The sequence below is a fragment of the Paracoccus liaowanqingii genome (genome assembly GCF_004683865.2).
Classification (GTDB): domain Bacteria; phylum Pseudomonadota; class Alphaproteobacteria; order Rhodobacterales; family Rhodobacteraceae; genus Paracoccus; species Paracoccus liaowanqingii.
In genome coordinates this window covers 151,856-167,906 of sequence record NZ_CP040761.1, presented here as the reverse complement: position 1 = coordinate 167,906, position 16,051 = coordinate 151,856, and the positions used below count along the sequence as shown (strand labels likewise).

General features: G+C 58.0%; 16 protein-coding genes and 4 pseudogenes. 8 read left to right on the top strand and 12 right to left on the bottom strand.

Annotated features, from left to right (window positions below; translation table 11 throughout):
* Positions 1–240 precede the first annotated feature (240 nt).
* The 4 genes and pseudogenes from E4191_RS18355 to E4191_RS18340 form a co-directional block, all read right to left on the bottom strand.
* Entirely contained in the window at positions 241–582 is a 342-nt protein-coding gene (locus E4191_RS18355; protein ID WP_139615880.1) for a hypothetical protein, read from the bottom strand.
* A 39-nt stretch (positions 583–621) separates the two neighbouring features.
* Positions 622–1,107 carry a hypothetical protein gene (locus tag E4191_RS18350; protein WP_139615879.1) on the bottom strand — a complete coding sequence of 162 codons (486 nt, stop codon included), beginning with the start codon at positions 1,105–1,107 and terminating at the stop codon, positions 622–624.
* A gap of 302 nt (positions 1,108–1,409) precedes the next feature.
* A complete protein-coding gene (locus E4191_RS18345; protein ID WP_139615878.1) occupies positions 1,410–2,408 on the bottom strand; it encodes a PRC-barrel domain-containing protein in 999 nt (332 codons plus the stop codon).
* A 310-nt stretch (positions 2,409–2,718) separates the two neighbouring features.
* Positions 2,719–3,770 (bottom strand): annotated as a pseudogene (locus tag E4191_RS18340) (IS256 family transposase); the annotation flags it as partial.
* Between E4191_RS18340 and E4191_RS18335 the strand changes: the two are divergent.
* A pseudogene (locus tag E4191_RS18335) lies at positions 3,770–4,666 on the top strand (IS5 family transposase); the annotation flags it as partial. The pseudogenes E4191_RS18340 and E4191_RS18335 overlap by 1 nt on opposite strands.
* A gap of 83 nt (positions 4,667–4,749) precedes the next feature.
* Here the strand turns inward: E4191_RS18335 and E4191_RS18330 are convergent.
* From E4191_RS18330 to E4191_RS18310, 5 genes are all read right to left on the bottom strand, one after another.
* A complete protein-coding gene (locus tag E4191_RS18330; RefSeq protein ID WP_139615877.1) occupies positions 4,750–5,613 on the bottom strand; it encodes a hypothetical protein in 864 nt (287 codons plus the stop codon).
* Complete coding sequence (locus E4191_RS18325) at positions 5,610–5,966, bottom strand: phage holin family protein (RefSeq protein WP_176562801.1); 357 nt, start codon at positions 5,964–5,966, stop codon at positions 5,610–5,612. Before E4191_RS18325 ends, E4191_RS18330 begins: the two co-directional genes overlap by 4 nt.
* A 77-nt stretch (positions 5,967–6,043) precedes the next feature.
* Positions 6,044–6,769: a hypothetical protein gene (locus E4191_RS18320; RefSeq protein WP_139615875.1), complete on the bottom strand. Its 726-nt coding sequence runs from the start codon at positions 6,767–6,769 to the stop codon at positions 6,044–6,046.
* A 56-nt stretch (positions 6,770–6,825) separates the two neighbouring features.
* Positions 6,826–7,812 (bottom strand): hypothetical protein, encoded by a 987-nt coding sequence (locus tag E4191_RS18315; protein WP_139615874.1) that lies wholly within the window; start codon positions 7,810–7,812, stop codon positions 6,826–6,828.
* 500 nt (positions 7,813–8,312) lie between these two features.
* On the bottom strand, positions 8,313–9,455 hold the full coding sequence (locus tag E4191_RS18310) for a coiled-coil domain-containing protein (protein WP_139615873.1): 1,143 nt from the start codon (positions 9,453–9,455) through the stop codon (positions 8,313–8,315).
* Positions 9,456–10,062: 607 nt separating this feature from the next.
* Here E4191_RS18310 and E4191_RS24300 point away from each other — a divergent pair.
* The 4 genes from E4191_RS24300 to E4191_RS18295 all read left to right on the top strand — a co-directional run bounded on the left by E4191_RS24300 (position 10,063) and on the right by E4191_RS18295 (position 12,199).
* Entirely contained in the window at positions 10,063–10,230 is a 168-nt protein-coding gene (locus tag E4191_RS24300) for an IS110 family transposase (protein WP_331459653.1), read from the top strand.
* Between the two features lie 9 nt (positions 10,231–10,239).
* On the top strand, positions 10,240–10,758 hold the full coding sequence (locus E4191_RS24295; RefSeq protein WP_228461829.1) for a hypothetical protein: 519 nt from the start codon (positions 10,240–10,242) through the stop codon (positions 10,756–10,758).
* A gap of 165 nt (positions 10,759–10,923) precedes the next feature.
* Positions 10,924–11,754 carry a hypothetical protein gene (locus E4191_RS18300; protein WP_139615872.1) on the top strand — a complete coding sequence of 277 codons (831 nt, stop codon included), beginning with the start codon at positions 10,924–10,926 and terminating at the stop codon, positions 11,752–11,754.
* Entirely contained in the window at positions 11,741–12,199 is a 459-nt protein-coding gene (locus tag E4191_RS18295; RefSeq protein WP_139615871.1) for a hypothetical protein, read from the top strand. The genes E4191_RS18300 and E4191_RS18295 overlap by 14 nt, the downstream gene beginning before the upstream one ends.
* A 163-nt stretch (positions 12,200–12,362) precedes the next feature.
* Here the strand turns inward: E4191_RS18295 and E4191_RS18290 are convergent, their stop codons facing one another.
* Both E4191_RS18290 and E4191_RS18285 read right to left on the bottom strand, forming a co-directional pair.
* Positions 12,363–12,605 carry a hypothetical protein gene (locus E4191_RS18290; RefSeq protein ID WP_139615870.1) on the bottom strand — a complete coding sequence of 81 codons (243 nt, stop codon included), beginning with the start codon at positions 12,603–12,605 and terminating at the stop codon, positions 12,363–12,365.
* 279 nt (positions 12,606–12,884) lie between these two features.
* The gene (locus tag E4191_RS18285) at positions 12,885–13,811 is read right to left on the bottom strand and encodes a GGDEF domain-containing protein (RefSeq protein WP_139615869.1); all 927 of its coding nucleotides are present in this window, start codon (positions 13,809–13,811) and stop codon (positions 12,885–12,887) included.
* A gap of 225 nt (positions 13,812–14,036) precedes the next feature.
* Between E4191_RS18285 and E4191_RS24900 the strand changes: the two are divergent.
* The 3 genes and pseudogenes from E4191_RS24900 to E4191_RS18270 form a co-directional block, all read left to right on the top strand.
* Positions 14,037–14,216 (top strand): annotated as a pseudogene (locus E4191_RS24900) (IS256 family transposase); the annotation flags it as partial.
* An 81-nt stretch (positions 14,217–14,297) separates the two neighbouring features.
* A complete protein-coding gene (locus E4191_RS18275) occupies positions 14,298–14,510 on the top strand; it encodes a hypothetical protein (protein ID WP_139615867.1) in 213 nt (70 codons plus the stop codon).
* Positions 14,510–15,025 (top strand): annotated as a pseudogene (locus tag E4191_RS18270) (pseudouridine synthase); the annotation flags it as partial. The gene E4191_RS18275 and the pseudogene E4191_RS18270, both read left to right, overlap by 1 nt.
* Positions 15,026–15,059: 34 nt before the next feature.
* On the opposite strand, the gene E4191_RS18265 reads toward E4191_RS18270, so the two are convergent.
* On the bottom strand, positions 15,060–15,956 hold the full coding sequence (locus tag E4191_RS18265; RefSeq protein WP_407947085.1) for an MBL fold metallo-hydrolase: 897 nt from the start codon (positions 15,954–15,956) through the stop codon (positions 15,060–15,062).
* Between the last annotated feature and the right edge of the window lie 95 nt (positions 15,957–16,051).

The following is a 16,051-nucleotide window of genomic DNA, read 5'->3' as shown; positions in this document are numbered from 1 at the left end:
ATTGGTGGTCGTGGATGATGCTTGACGGGTGAGCCACGGTGCGGGATGCGAGCTTATCGATGACGAGGATACTGCATCCGGGGGGGCGTCCCAATGTGATTTGTGCATGCGCTACGCGCTGCCGAAGCCCGACATTGTGCCAGATGACCGGGCCTTACGTTTTTTTAATGACGGACATCAGAAATACGCCCAACGCCGGCGCGTTGGACCCAGGAGTAGCGATTAACTTGACTGACAAGATCAGTTGGCTGGAGTGCCGGCAGGATCCTGGATCGGAACGGTTGTCGTCTCCGTATTCGCCCCATCAGCTGCCACCGGAGGTGCTTCACCGGGCTCGATGATTTCCACCGACATATCACTATCGGCATCATTACCCGTCGCGGGAACGGTGTCTTCCACGATCACCGGGGCACGTGATTCCTCGGTTGCGACAGTCGCGTCATCGTCGGCAAACCACCCGAGGAGCCAGCCCAGAAGAAACAGAACGACAAGAACGGCAATTGCTATACCAATCCACTTGCCGATACTGCTGCCCTTTGATCCGGTCGGCTTGGTGACTTTTGGATCGCGATACTCAGCCATGTCTTCTCCTTTCAGATATCGTCAACGAAAAAGGACCGATCAACGCGGCTTTTTAGCCAGACGATTGCTGCGGGTGTATGAGCGCGAATAGGGATCATCATGATCCACGTCGCGCTTCGCGAGAATTTCGGAGTTATTTCGGTCCATTTGAGGATCGCTGTAGGGGTCGATACTTGCATCCTGAAACTCGCTCGATCGTTGACCCAGATTATGTGCTTCTTGCTCCGGACGGCGCATGATGTCTTGCACATGCACAAGCCTGTCTTCATCGACCTCCACGGACACGACATAGTCCCCTTGGCGGACGCTCTGCTGATATGTCCTTAGATCGTCTTCCGGCAGATGCAGGTCATGAAGCTGATCAGAGTATTTCTGATTTGAGCGAGTGCCATCCGCTCCGACCAGATCGTCCTGATCGGGAATGACGTGAATATTGTCGGACGTGATACCCAGATCGATCAACTCCTGCCGCACTAAATCTGCGGTCGCAAATGCACGGTAGATTGTTGTAACGTTGCGGTACATTCCACTCTCCTAAAGATAGTCTTCCAAGCGGTCAGCAGCTCTTTAAACCACCGAAGGTACTTGCGAAGAAAACAATTGTCTTGTTATGGCTACAGCTCTTCTTGGCTCCAACCATCGCCCTGGATATAATAATATGAGGGTCGATTAACGCTGACCCCCCACGCGGACATTTCGAAAAAACCGTTGAGAAAATACCAGGGGATAGTCACACAAAGCTCACCAAACCCATCGTCTGAAACACCGACAGATGCGACGGTGAAAGCGGCTGCTGCGAAAAAAGCGCAGCAGCCATGAGCTCTCTATCAGTTGGCGCCTTCATATTCCGGCATGTCTGCGATTTCCGAGGACTGCGCCGCGATATAGCCGCGCAGTTCGTCACCCTCCACCGATTGCTGGAAGGTAACCTCGTCCATGGTCAAGGCGACGTTACGGTCCCCCACGCCAAGCATGCCCCCCACGCCGACGATGATTTGCTCGATCTGACCGTCTGCCGTCATGACCAGGTCATTCACCTGGCCAACAACTTCATCATCTGCCGAATAGATATCCGTGCCTTCGACGGTTTCTGCGGTCAACATCGCTGTATCTGCTGCCTGATAACCTTCCCGCATCTGCATGCCGGACATACCAGTTCCGGTGACATCGACTTCAGGCTCGCCTTGGCTCACATCGACATTCGCCGCGCCCCCATCCTGGATTTCAACATTTGGCTCGGGTGCTGCAGCAACGGTCACGTCCGCCTCGCCGCCTTCCTGAACATTGATGTTGGGTTCTTCGGTGGTCAGATTGACCCGTGCTTCCTCGGCAGCGTCGACTTCGACATTAGCCTCCGTCTCCCTGATATTGACCTGCGCTTCTGCATCGCTGACAACGATGTTGGGCTCGGGCGCGATGTAATTGATGGTTGGTTCTGGTGTGTCAACCATGACCTGCGGCTCACCTTGGGACACTTGAACGGTAGGATCCGCCATGCGAACCGCGACGCGTGGCTGAGGAATATCTACGGTGACAGTCGGGGACGCCTGCGTGACCGTGATGGTCGGCGCGCATTGCTCGACGGTCACTTGAGGAGGTGCCTGTTGAACGGATATGGTAGGCTCGGGCTGATCCACGGTCACCTCGGGCGCCGGCTGTGTCACGTCCACATCGGGTGCGGGAACGATCACGTCGACTTGGGGATCGGCTTGATCGACAACGACCTCGCCGCCTGCGACCGGTGCCGTCGTTCCTGTGTCCTGAGCCAGAGCGGTGGTCGCAAAAATTGCCGTGGCAGCTACGCTTCCCAAAAGCTTCATAAGCATGTTTCTATACCCTTCCAACGGTTACCAATTTGTCTTGATGACAGGCTAACTAACGTTGAGAAATATTGTTCCTGAAACTGCCAAGAAATTGCGCAGACAGGCTGTCAATAACATTTGTTTCTGATTGCTGATATTTTTGCTTACATAATGGCGCAATTAAAGAAAATCATGCAATCAAACCAATGGCGCTAAATATTGACCGGTTTTTGCGTATTCACGAGTAGATATTGATCGGACGCGCTCGGGGTCGTTTGATACTGTCCCACCGACTGGTGTAAGAGCGCCGACCTCCGGAAAGGTCCGAGTCTGATCAGGTTGCCACGGCGGGCAGCCTGACATTGGGATTGTCGGTAACGCGGGCTAGGGTTTCAAGGCTCATGTATCGTCGTGCGACCGCCCATTCATCGTTGGTTTCCAGCATGAGCGCGCCAACCAAGCGGATGATGGCGCCGTCGTTCGGAAAGATCCCGATAATGTCGGCGCGACGCTTGATCTCGCGGTTCAGCCGTTCAAGCGGGTTCGTGGACGCGATCTGCGTCCAGTGCCCGCGCGGGAAGTCCATGTAGACGAGCACGTCGTCGCGGGAGGCGTCCATCATGGCTGCGAGCCTGGGCTGCTTCTCGCCAAGGGCATCGGCGACAACACCCCACTGGGCCTCGGCCTTGGTTTCCTGGGCGAAAATCGTTTTCAACATCGCGGCGACCGCTGCGCGGCTCTTGGCGGGAGCATGCGCCAGTGCATTCCGCATCCAGTGAACGCGACACCTTTGCTGACTGGCGTTGAAAACCCGGCGAGCAGCGGCCCTCAGGCCCTTGTGATCGTCAGCAATCACCAGCTTGACGCCGCGCAGGCCGCGGTCGGCCAGCGAGCGCAGGAAGTTTGTCCAAAAAGTCTCCGCTTCAGATGGACCGGCGGCGATACCCAGAACCTCCCGCTTGCCGTCTTCATTCACGGCAACGGCCACTATCACGGCACGGCTGATGATGCGGCCACTTTCCCTGACCTTCAGATAGGTGGCATCCAGCCAAAGATAGGGCCATGCGCCTTCCAGCGGTCGGTTCAGGAAGACGTTCACCCGTTCATCGATCTCGCCGCAAAGCCGGCTGACCTGGCTCTTGGACATGCCGCCAGCGCCCATGGCCTTCACCAAGTCGTCCACCGAGCGGGTGGAGATGCCTTGAACATATGCCTCCTGGAGCGAGCCTTGTCCGCCATCGGTTCGAGGACAATGGCGAGCGCCACCAAGGCCTTCTCGGCCGTGCGCCGGGGTTCCAGAAAGCTCGGCAGGTAGCTGCCCTTGCGCAGCTTCGGGATCTCCAGCGCGATCCGACCCGCACGCGTATCCCAGTCCCGCTCCCGGTATGGAAAAGAACATTGCCCACCCAACCGATGCACGTCTCTATGAGAGGGCCCGTCATCAGCTTGTCGCCCTTGCCGATGAAGGCGGGATCACGTTGCGGCAGAACTACAACCGCCTGGCCCCGCGCCTGGCGGTGCGGATTGGGCGCTACGCCCATGCCAGGCAGTTCAAACGCATGGGCAAGGCTCTGAAACAGCTGAAGGGATACACCGGTCGTGTCCTGCGGGATATTCGCCGGCAGTTGGACGGGATTGCGGAGGGGCCCTTCCGCGAACGGGTTCTGGACACTCTCGTGCTCGTCGGTCGTCTGCTGCATCAGTCCCCAAAAAGCCACGGCAAGATCTACGCCCTGCATGAGCCCGAGGTCGATTGCATCTCCAAGGGTAAGGCACGCAAGCGCTATGAGTTCGGCACCAAGGTCAGTCTGGCCACCACCATCGACGAGGGCTTTGTCGTGGGCATGCGTGCCCTGCCGGGCAATCCTTACGATGGCCACACCCTGCCCGAAGCGCTGGAGCAGGTTGCGATCCTGACCGGTCAGATCCCGGATCTGGCGGTCGTGGACCGCGGGTATCGCGGCCATGGGATGTTGGAAACGAAGGTGCTGATCAGCGGCACCCGCCGCGGCCTGACGCAAAAGCTGAAAGCGCTGCTGAGGCGACGCAGCGCCATCGAGCCCGAGATCGGACATATGAAGACAGACGGACGCTTATCCCGCTGCCCGCTGAAGGGCACGTCCGGGGACGCCATCTTCGCCGTGCTCTGCGGCTGCGGCCATAACATCCGCAAGATCCTGGCCCACCTCAGGGCTTTGCTGGCCTTCATTCTCGCCGCTATCTTGCAAGTGATCAGGACAGAAAACGGCTATCTCGCTCATGGGCAGCGTTGTTCAGCCTGAACTAAAGAATAGGCTTTGCCCGTCATGGCGCAGCCTGTTCCAGCCGACCCTCTGGTCAAGCAATCGAGACTTTTTAGATTTCTTTAGCTACTTGCCCCTTCACGTGCAGCGCGAGCTACCTTTCCCAATCTCGCGGTGAAGTCCTCCACCGCGGATTTAACGACGTCCTCGGTAATACCGTTCGCCCGGGCCTCACGAATTGCCTGCGCGAACGCCGCCTCTCCACCTTCCCGGACATCGCCGATCCGCTCCGACGCCAAGGAACCCACGCGCCCCTGCAATGCCTCGCTTTGCTCGCCCACGAGGTCTTGCTCGACCTGGGTGCGTGGAAGAACAAGTGCGAGGCCGGCACCGGCGGCAAGGCTCAGAGCGGCGATGGCAAGCGGCCGATCTTCCAGCATCTCGCGGACCGAAAGGCCGAGATCCACGACCTCGTTCCAAGCTGTGTCGGCAGTATTCTGAACGACACGTGAGGTCGCCGTTCCCGCTTCGAATACGGCAGATCCGGTGTGGCTTACGGCTGACGAGATACTCTCCCTCATGGTTCCAGCCACATCGACAGTTGTGCCGACGGCATCTTTCCCCAAGGTCTCTGCACGTCCGACGAGGTCGCCCGTCGTTTCTCCAGCACGTCGAATGGTCTGCCGCGCACCGCCTGCTGCATCCTCAGCGGCGGCCAAGGCGCCCTGAGCATACAGCCCAACGACGGCAGGTGCGTGGGAACCACCGACAGGCTTAGACCGCCTGGAGCGGGGACTTTTCTGGCTGCCCAATATCGAGACTTGGCTGCCGCCGGCGAAGAGCCATACAGCCCCCATAGCGATCAGAGCAGCTGCTGCAGGATTGTCGCGCGCGGCTATGCCAAGACTGCCGACGAAATCCCGCTTCGGTCCATCGATCACGATCGCCCGAGGATTTGTCGGACCTCCTGTCGTTACATCACTCATTGCACCTCCTCCTTCACCATCTGCCGATCACGCTGTAACTGTCGCAATGTCCGCTCCGGCAGCATTTCATCGGCTTTCAATCGCTGAAAACCTGCCCAAGCCAGCCCGGCCGTCCCGCCAAGCCCCAGGAGGAGCGCAAGGAACGCTGCCAGCCAGACAGGAACGCCGAGGGCTGCCAGGACGGCCATGATCGTTACGAGTAGCATCACCACACTTGCTAGCCCCAGGACCACGCTTCCCGCGAGAAGGCCGAGCCCAATACCGGCTTCCTTGACCTTGGACGTGACCTCGCCCCGCGCCAATCGCAACTCGGTCCGCATTAGTTTCGATGCGTGACCGAGGATATTGGACATGAGATCAGGAACCGACGGCTCCGCGGTCGGGGATGACCCTGAAGGTTGTCCCCGGCGCGATGTTTCAAAAGGTTGCATTACGTTGCTCCCTTGGTCTCTTTATTCACTGCACCGAAGCCCGGCGCGGCGGGGTCAACGCCCCCAGGATCACCCGAAGCCGCACCGCTCGGTTTCGGCGCACCTTCAGGCACGAACGTTGTGTTTGCTCGATCCGATCCAGACGACGACGTGTAGCTTTTGCCACTCGACTGCGGAGAGGCCCTGAAAAACCGCACAGCTGCAAAGCCGACAAGTCCAAGGGCGCCTGCGAACAGCACTGGCTGGCGCCGAGCGAAATCTTGCGCCACGTCCAGAAGCTCTCGCGGCTCCCGATCACGAACTGCCTCGGCAAGGTCATCGAGCTCTCGTGCAGCCCGGTCCAGCGCCTCACCGACGAACGGAACTTCCTTTCCCAGTTCATCCCCGGCCCGGCCGATCGCCCCGGCAATGCTCTGTAGACGTTCGACCCCGGCATTCTTTTGTTCGTCAATCGCACCGTGAATCTCGTCTCGGGCTTTTCCAGCGACATCGCCAGCAGCTTGCCCGGCCTGCTCCTTCACGTGAGTTGCGGCCTTGCGGGCCTCCTCTACGACAGTACCGACCTCCTTTTTCACCTTCGTGCCTGTCGACTGTGCGTCTGCTTTCGCCTTTTCAGCCGATTTTTCCAAAGCATTCGTCTTGGCCTTGGTATCTTCTTTGTTTGTACCGCCCGCGCCCTCGGATCCCCGGCTTTTTGCATCGTCCTTTTTCATGTCATCCGGCATCGTTCGCTCCTTCAATTTCGATCGTTTATCTCGTCAGGTTCGCAAAAAATTGCTACTTAGCTGGACTTGCTCTCGGATTTTCCATCCGATGCGCGCCCGGTGGCCCCTTCGATGGCATCCTTCGCGTTATCCGCAGCACTGTGGATCGTCTTACCCACCTTGTCGGCCCCTTCACGGATCGTATTTCGTGCGTCTTTTCCGGTAAGACCTTGCTCTTCCCCCTCGTCGGCAGCAGCATCGATCGCCGCTTCGACTGCCTGACGTCCGGCCTCGACGCCCTCTGCGGACAATGATCGAGCCCGTTCACGGACATCTTTCGCCGCTTCGCCAAGGGTCCGCCCCTCGGCCCGTGTCCGGGGGAGGATTGCTGCAAGCGCCGCGCCGATCGCCAAACTGACGCCTCCGGCGATCGCCGGGTTACGCCGGATCGCCGCAACCATCGTCTTTCCACCTGCCCGGCCGGCCTCGGTCGCACCGTCCCGGACACGGTGAAGAGTGTCGGATCTTGTGTGACCCGCGCTCGCTTTCAGCCCCGATGACGTAAGGTTCGTTGCTCCGACGCTTGTACGCGCACTCACGGGGGTTGACACCTCCAGCTCTGTCAGCTCGTTCTCCGGCACAGACGTCGTCTCTACCGCGCCGGGTGCGATCATGGTCCTGGATTTTTCATGCTCTTCGGACTGCCCCGCATTGAACTGACCGGAGCCACCGCGTCCCGTAAGGGCCACTCCGGCCCCGAGCAGAAGGATAGGGGCCGGTATCTTCGTGACGATGCGGACGACCGGATAAGCGACCACCGCGGCCATCGCGACTGTTTGCAGCGGGTGGTCTTCCATCCGCCTCCAGGCACCTTCCACAGCAGCCGAACGGCGCTCTTCTACATAGCCGCGTGCACGGTTCGAAACAAAGCCGGACAGGCCACCTCCGTCACCGCCAAGACGTCCTTGCAATTCCGCGACGCTGCCGGCGAGTGCAGCTCGATCACGCTCTGCATCGCGCTCGAGATCGTCAAGCGATTTGCTCTGACCTGTGTGTTCTTTCATTGTCATCTCCCGTCAATTTTCTTGTGACCAGTCACTCTCCAAGCCAGCGATAGCTCGAACACTCTGCCTCAATGGGGAGCAGAAAATGGCAAGCTGGAAAATGCCGAGGGAGCGCGATCTCCCCCGGGTCGCGACATCTATATCTATGGTACAACAGAATATTGCTATTTATGTTCCCGGACCTAAACGATGCGACGATACGATCTTCGATCGATGAGGGATAATGCTCAATTACTCTACTTACAGATACAACTGGCAATAGAATGAGTATTGATCTGAAAATGCCATATCATAAGGATGCTCCTTGGGCTTGTCCTCCACGCCAGAACGAATGAAGCGAAATACCTGCGTCACCGAGGTAAACAAGATCGCGACCTGAATGCCCGGCCTGCATTAGCGGGATCGCCCTTTCCTATTATTTTTGAGCCATTGTTCAGATACGATCCCGACGTGGTGGATAGAGGATGGTGCTCAGTTAAAAGCACCCAGACCTCGTGAAATCACGGACTGACGCGGGAGAACGATGTTCCTGACAGAAGCTCGCAAGACCCGTCCTCGCTCTCAAGCGTGAAGCCTGCCGCGTCTGCCACAATATTGCAGCGCATTGGAAAATTGGCGTTTCCGAGGTCACCTGTGGCATCGCTTAATGTCAGCATTTCCTCTTCAAGAGAGTAGTCACCCGACACTTCTTCGCCTGAACTAGCATTGGCCATTTCAAACGTACCTTGATCAGAAAACGTGGCCAGCACTGGGCCGGCTTCATAACGTTCCCCGAGAATGAGGCCGGATGCGGCAGCGCGCGCTGGCTGAGCTGCTTCTTCTTGCATGTCAGCAATACTTGTCTGCAACTCGACAAGTCGCTCGCTTCGATCCGCCAAGTCCTGGGTGAGCTGGACGATCTGTTCCTGCAGATGCTGCATCTGGCCTTCGGCTTCAGCGGTCTGGGAGGCCAACTGGTCTCGACGCTGAACCAGCGTCTCCGTTGACTGCTCGACTGTATTCCGCGCAGTCTCGATTTCTTCCAGATCCTGGCGGGCTGCAGCTACCCGCTGCTCCAGCGCGGCCTCAGCTTCCCGTGCCGCCTGCACCCGGCTCTCTGCCCCAGATGCCTCTTCGGTCAATCTGGCAACGTCGGAGGTCAGATCAGAAACGCTTCCCTGAACATCGACCTCCTGACGTCTGGCTTGCTCCAGCCGCTCGCCGACATCGGCAAACTCTTGCGACGTCTCTGCGACCTGAGCCTGTGCCTGCGCGATATCATCCTGCAGAGTGTTTTGCTGGCTGGTCATTTCGGCGATTTCTGCTTCGAGAGCGTCACGCTCTTCCTGCATTGTCTGAGCCTGGTCCTCCGACGAGGCGACGGCCTTTTGCGCTTCGATCAACCGTTGCTGCAGGTTATCCAGCTCGCTGCTGCTTTCCTCCCGTGTCGTTTCAGTCTGCGTCACCTCAGACCGAAGCGCAACGATGCGGGCATCCAGTTCCGTTGCCTCGCCGTTAAGTGCGATCTGCCGTTCCAGTTCGGCCTCTGTCTCCGCCGATGCAGACCATAAATAGAGGGCGAGCAGCCAACCAAGCAATGCCACCGCGACCACGCTGATCCCGATCCAGCGATACCCCGCCTCTCTTTGCGCATTCTGAGCCAAACCTGTTCCTCCTGTACATGCATTTATGGAAGTGTAGAATTTCTATTCGGACCAACCAGTTGACCCGGCGAATGTTCCAATGTTTGCGGTCTTCGTAAAGGTGGGCAGCGCACCGACACAAGTTGCCCTTTTTAAGTTAGACTAACCCGCCGCGGGCCGACTTCCGACGTCACCTCCAAAAACCTTGCGCAGATCGAACGAATATAACGCGACCAATCAAAAAGGTTTGAGCCTGTTAAATCTAAAATAATTTTTAACTCTCTGGAAACAAAAGGACTGGATAGAATATAAACTATATAGCTTGGCCTGAATAACTCTAAAATATATGAATTTGCTCGTCGATTGTGCCAAAATGGTAGCGGGAAATTGCAAGGTTTCGTATGTTGGTATTCGAAACCTTGCGAATTCTGGAGCCGTGATGAGGCCTCGCCCCCGCGCTGAAGAGCAGGATGATCTCCTGGGTCCCCGCCTGACCGAGATGATGCCGAAGCTCTGGTCAAACGCCTGATTGGCCAAGTTGGCGACCTGCTGCCGAGCTGGAACTTGGTGCCGGTGTTAGAAAGCCGTACAGGCCGGGCGCGGGGTCGCGGTCATCGTTGCTGTCTCGGTGGTGGCCGAGGTCGGGGACTTCCATCGCTTCAAGAACTCCCGACAGCTGATGGCGTATCTGGAGCTGACGTCGTCGGAACACTCCAGCGGTTCCCGCATCCGGCGCGGGGGGATCACGAGGGCCGGCAGCTGGCTCGCCCGACGCGTGCTGATCGCAGGCGCCTAGAGCTACCGGATGCAGGCACGTGTCAGCCGCAAGCTTCCCGACCGTATCGAATCTTTGCCTAAGGCCGTGCGTGACATCGCATGGAAGGGACAGCTGCCAATGTGCCAACGCTATCGCCACTTGGGCGCGTCGGGGAAGAAACAGGTGGTCGTCACCACGGCGATCGCCCGCGAGATGGTCGGCATCATCTGGGCCATTGCCGTAACGGTGATGCCTACGCCTGCACACGGGCACCACGGTAACGCCCAAAGTTGGGAAAAGAAGAAACCCCTTGATCAAGCCGATGCGCAAGGTTGGGGACGGAACGCGGTGGGGGATCCTCGGGAAATGCTCGGAGCCGACACGTTCGACGCTCGCTATCTAGAGCAAGGTAGCCCAGAGACAAAACCACGGCCATGCGGTAGCCAATCTGCGTATGGAGTTGCCAACCGTCGTCTCAGTTCCGTCTCCAACCTTGCGCATCCACACCCTACTGCGCCCGGCTTGACCGAGACATTTTCTGTGGAACAGGAATGCGCTAATCAATGACGAGCTTATCATCGCAAAGATCACGGAACCGCGCCCGGCAGGGGACGTTGCCGAGGCACCTCTCCAGCGTCAGCATCACGATCAGCCCGTTGCCAGTGATGCATTTCCGCTCCTTAAAGGTCCGCACGCCATGTATAATTCGACCGTCGACACGGCGAGGGCCGCATGACTGAGCCCCTGATGATCACGGTGGGCATCGCACTGGTCCTTGTCTCCTTTTATGATTTCCTGCGCACGACGATCAGCCTGAGCGGTTTGGGCTTTATCAGCCGCACACTTGCCAGCGGGTTGTGGCGCGCTGGATCCGGTTTTAGTGCGATCCTCGAACAGCGTACCGGGCTGTCTCTGCGCGGAGTGCTGGGCCCCGCGATCCTGATTGTTCTCGCAGGGGCCTGGGTGCTGATGCATCTGGCGGGCTATGTGCTCATCTTGCGGGGCGGCCTGTCGCTGGAGCAGACCAAGACGGGCGACCCTGCCACCTGGCTTCAAACGGTAGCCTTTGCGGGATCGACCCTGTCGACCCTTGGCGCCTCTACGGTTCGGGTGACGGGGGAATGGTGGGACGTCCTGTCGATGATCGCCGCAGTAAACGGGATGGTCCTGTTGACTCTGTCTGTCAGCTTTCTGCTGAATATCCTGCAGACGACGAACAGCGCCCGGACCTTTGCCATCCGCTTCCGGATCATCAGCGCTCGTGGTCCCGACAAGGACACCGCCGCGCGCATCGAAAGTCTAGGCCCGGACCTGTCCAGTGTCGTGGTCATGCTGAGTGCTTCTTCCCTGCCCGGGGTTTTTGTTCCCCATGATCCCGCGATGGATTTCCCCAGTGCTATCGCCAAACTATGCGATTTGGCCCGGGACGGCACACTGTCGGAAGGTTCAGAACTGGTTGCCGCGCTCGCTATACTGGGGCGACATCTGGGCGATGCGTCCCACGGGGACGATCTTAGCGCCGCTCGGGCGTGGGCGGAGCATTACACGCTTGAGCGGGCTTGATGCCCTTATATCGAAATTCTTTGTTATCCTTCTGATCGTGGCGACCGCTAGCCGTCCCGCCCTCGCGCAAGGTGCGATTTTCGAGACCCCCGCGCTGAATACCGGCCTGGGCTTCATGCCCGACCGGATCGACCGCAACACCCCCGGAGCCACGATGGTCAGCTTTCTGCGGGCCGCCGATGCCGAGGACTGGACTGCCGCCGCGCATCTGCTCGATTTGGGCGACCTGCCGCCCTCGCGACGGGCTGCCGAGGGCCGCGCCTGGTTCACTACCTATACGACTTTCTTGACCGCAACGCCGTGCTGGACTGGTCGGCCGCCGCTGATCGTCCCGACGCTCTGCAAATCCAGGGCGGCGACACCGAGGCCACTGCCGGCAATCCCCGCCGGTCGCTGCTTCTGCGCGACCTGCCCCTTGACGTGGCCCCGGTGGAGATCCGGCTAAACCGACCCCCATTCAGCGCGGAGTACAGGCTTTCGCCAACCATCAGATGCTGTAGCTGTGGACGACGGTGGTTAGACTTCCATACACGCTGGATCACACTCCGCAGAGATGCAGCCTGTAAATCTACTTATGCGTGTGCTATATTAGGCGTCGTACGTTCAGGTCAGAGGAGGTGACCATGACGATCATCAATAAAGACATGTGTAGGTTTTTGCAAAACCTTGCCAAGACTACTCATACCGAAAGCAGCGCAAATCCTGGTCAGGTTCTTGAGGACACACTCAAGCGCGCTCAGCTTGCCATTGGCAGGCAGAGATAGACCAAAACCAGTGTATCCGCGGAAAAACCTGAGCCTAAAAGTGACTTGACCGGAGAAAATTTCTCCGATCAAAATTTTCAGGGCCACGCGATCATTTGTGCCCAAAAGATCAGTCAGGGACGTTAAACCGGTGCAGGCAACTTGCCACCTTAGAAGAATAAGGGCGCATATGGAGCAAGCCGGAGTTTCAACGATCAAACGCAAAGGTCTCCACCCCGGCAACGTCCGCCAAAGCCGATAGGGTAATGCAGCACGAAAGGGGTCGCTACACGACCACCGGTTGCCAGAACCCGTATTTGCGCCCGTACTTTTGCTTGAGTGTTGATCTCAAATCTTAGACCGCCTGCATCTGAGACCAGTGGAAAATTAGTAAAGAACGCGAACACGCCCTGCTTCCTTGGCACGGTAAAGCAATTTGTCCGCATCCCTGATCGAGCAGTGAACATCTTTGTCCTTACGCACTCGGACCAGCCCGCCAGAAAACGTGAATGTGACAACAGTGCCTTCGGAGCAGTGTTTCGGATGCAAGATCATCGACTGCAATAAACTGAGCCGGAGCTGGGCGACCTCGGGAGAGCAGTTTGGCATAAGAAACAGGAACTCCTCTCCGCCAATCCGACCAAAAAGGTCGAATGGACGAATGCTCTTTACAGAATGCTGACAAAATGACTGGAGAACTTCGTCGCCCACATCATGTCCGTACAGATCGTTTATTCTTTTGAAATGGTCCAGATCGACAACCGCAAGAACATGCTCGCCGAACTCAGCCTGGCTCGACTGGCTTTCATGCCACTCCTCCAATCGGTCCATGATGTAGCGGCGGTTAGGAACCCCTGTCAGCGGATCGGTCCATGAAGCCCGCCGCGCCGCGTCCCGCTCCAATCGAAGTTGACGACTCGACGTGCGAACCGTCGATATGTCGGTGGCATAGAAAAGCGTCATGCCCTCATGGGAGACGGTTTCGGTAATCCAAATCCACTTACCTCCGTGCAGCTCTGCCTCGAAGGATCGATATGTCTGAATGGCCCGTCGCGCTAGAGCTTCGACGAGCCATGCGTCAATGTCATCGGTGACGACAACCGGTCCGCGATTATTTAAGTAGTTTGCGCGCATAATATCCGGCCAGAATACTACTGTGTCCGGGTCGCAATAATATGCTTGGCAGTAAGCTGAATTCGCCACTCTAAGGCGATAGCTTCCGTCAAAAATAGCTATCAGATCCTTCGAATTATGAACGAGTTCTGGAAGGTTATTCCATTTCCCGTGCAACAGAAATTTTTCCGCCTCTGTCATTTGCTCTACCCTGCGATAAGCAATCAGCCACTGACACAACTATAGACTGTACCAGACAGCTTTACTTCACTTAAATGGCCCGCGAAGCGGCCGTGTCCCAGCAGTTGGTTTAGGAAGCCGCGCGCGGCGCCCCGGCGTAGCGCGCGGCCGACGGTGACGCTGGTGGTCATCACCGGTCTTCGGAATGGTTTGGGTTGCGAGACCTTGAACCAGATGGAGATGACGATGACCGTCGAGAGAATGGCACTGATTGATCGATAAATAAGCAGGCCAACATGGATCTGGTGCGAGATGCTGGCCTTTGCGGCCGACTGGATCATGGAGTTGGAGGTGGAGCTGTGCACCGGTGCGATGAAGGGCACGCGCTCGCCGTTGCGCGAGATACAGCGCAATGGATTTCGAAACTGGACGTGATCGCTTGGTCGATGCTGGAAACGATGAACATGGCGGTGGTGGGTGTGGCCTATCGTCGAGGATCACTAGGGCATGCCGACCGCCTTTCGCGAGAAACCGCGCGAAGGCGAGGCGCACGAGGAAGGCGATCTTCTCTTGCGTACCGGCGGACAGGATGTCGACAGGCTCCTCCTGCCCATTCCGGATCAAGGACAGCGGCAGAAGCGTGTCGTCGGCCCAGTTCAGCTGGGCAGCGGGCCACAGCAGTTGCAGCCCCTTTCTGGCAACCTGAAGGACCAAAAGTAATGGCTAAGATCCCAACCTCCCGCGTTGACAAGCTTTTGTCCTCCATGGGGTATGGCTCGCGCACCGAAATGGCGCGAATGGCTAAGGCTGGCGGTATTACCCTGGACGCGGCCGACCTCCTGGACGTCAGCAAACGTATACCTATCACGCCAGATTTGCCGCTCCGAATGGAGATCGGCCGCCTGGCGCTCGATCCCCTCGCGGGAATGGTCATCCTTATGAACAAGGGCATGACCTGTTCACACAATGAAGACGGCGCACTGGTCTATGACATCCTGCCCGAGCGTTGGAGAGGGCGTGATCCAGCGATCTCCACCATTGGCCGTTTGGACAAGTAGACGTCCGGCCTTCTTTTGCTGACTGACAATGGTGACTTGCTGCACCGTGTCATCAGCCCCAAGTACCACGTTACAAAGACCTATCGCGTCAAGCTGGCCCGTCCGCTCAAGGGCTCCGAAGGGGCGCAGTTCGCGTCAGGCCATTTGATCCTGGAGGGCGAGGAAAAGCGCATCGCCTGACGGAGCCGGGTTCATCGACGATCAAGCTGGATCAGACTGTGACAGCTTCGCCGTCTGCCGGTATCAGCAGCTTCTGTTCGAACCCTTCCCGAACCGAGAAATCGCGCAGAACCTTACGGCTGAGGATGCAGTGGTTGATGGCCTCTAGATGGCTCGCGATCAGAATAGCTTCGGGTGCGGCACGATGAACGGACAGCACATCCTCGGTCCCCATGATGATCGGGTCGAACCCCATCAAGACAGCGTTTCCGGCATTCAACACGATGGCGGCGGGTTTGTGGGTGTCGATGGCAGCCTGGACTTGCGCGTTCCAGATGGTGTCGCCGGCCACATAGACGGTTTGAAACTGGGGGTGGCTAAACACCACGCCACAGACATCGCCCATGGTTGGGAATGCCTCCAGTGTCGCGTCTGTGCCGTGCTGACCGCCGGTCTTGATAAGGCGGACGCCGTTGAACTCCGTCGTCTCGGTCAGGACACGCACGTCGGTGAAGCCATCCGCACGGATAAGCCCCGCATCATGCTCGCTTTGCGCAAAGATCGGCTTGTCGCGTGCAATCGCCGCCTTTGCGGCATCATCCCAGTGATCCAAATGCAGATGCGTGACGATGACCGCATCCGCAGCAGCAAGGTCTTCCTGCGGAAGGGGCAAGGAAACCAGCGGATTGCGGAGATGACTGCTGGCCGAAGCGGGGAAGCCAGGCAGGCTACCCTGCTCGGCGAACAACGGATCGATCAGGAACGTTACGCCGGCGACTTCGACGAGGATGGTCGCATTGCGGACCTGAGTAATCTTAACGGTTTTTGATGCGCTGGCAGCATTGGCGGTGCCTTGTGTCGCGCTCATTAAAGAGGCTGTGGCGATCGCGCCCCCCGTCATCATAAACGCCTGGCGCCGCGTCAGTCCGTGTTTTGTTTTATAGTCCATAATCCAGTTCTTTCGCTGCCTTGTCCGCTGGCAGATGGCAAGGTCCGGTGAGGGTTGGTGATAGGAGGGTGAATAAGATGGGCCGACGCGGGCGG

Excerpts from the sequence above, each read along its gene's own strand:
- E4191_RS18345 (WP_139615878.1), bottom strand. The coding sequence starts at position 2,408 with ATGCTTATGAAGCTTTTGGGAAGCGTAGCTGCCACGGCAATTTTTGCG.
- E4191_RS18320 (WP_139615875.1), bottom strand. The coding sequence starts at position 6,769 with ATGCCGGATGACATGAAAAAGGACGATGCAAAAAGCCGGGGATCCGAG.
- E4191_RS18285 (WP_139615869.1), bottom strand. The coding sequence starts at position 13,811 with ATGACAGAGGCGGAAAAATTTCTGTTGCACGGGAAATGGAATAACCTT.
- E4191_RS18265 (WP_407947085.1), bottom strand. The coding sequence starts at position 15,956 with ATGGACTATAAAACAAAACACGGACTGACGCGGCGCCAGGCGTTTATG.
- E4191_RS18300 (WP_139615872.1), top strand. The coding sequence starts at position 10,924 with ATGACTGAGCCCCTGATGATCACGGTGGGCATCGCACTGGTCCTTGTC.
- E4191_RS18330 (WP_139615877.1), bottom strand. The coding sequence starts at position 5,613 with ATGAGTGATGTAACGACAGGAGGTCCGACAAATCCTCGGGCGATCGTG.
- E4191_RS18355 (WP_139615880.1), bottom strand. The coding sequence starts at position 582 with ATGGCTGAGTATCGCGATCCAAAAGTCACCAAGCCGACCGGATCAAAG.
- E4191_RS18315 (WP_139615874.1), bottom strand. The coding sequence starts at position 7,812 with ATGAAAGAACACACAGGTCAGAGCAAATCGCTTGACGATCTCGAGCGC.
- E4191_RS18275 (WP_139615867.1), top strand. The coding sequence starts at position 14,298 with ATGCCGACCGCCTTTCGCGAGAAACCGCGCGAAGGCGAGGCGCACGAG.
- E4191_RS24295 (WP_228461829.1), top strand. The coding sequence starts at position 10,240 with ATGCAGGCACGTGTCAGCCGCAAGCTTCCCGACCGTATCGAATCTTTG.
- E4191_RS18350 (WP_139615879.1), bottom strand. The coding sequence starts at position 1,107 with ATGTACCGCAACGTTACAACAATCTACCGTGCATTTGCGACCGCAGAT.
- E4191_RS18325 (WP_176562801.1), bottom strand. The coding sequence starts at position 5,966 with ATGTCCAATATCCTCGGTCACGCATCGAAACTAATGCGGACCGAGTTG.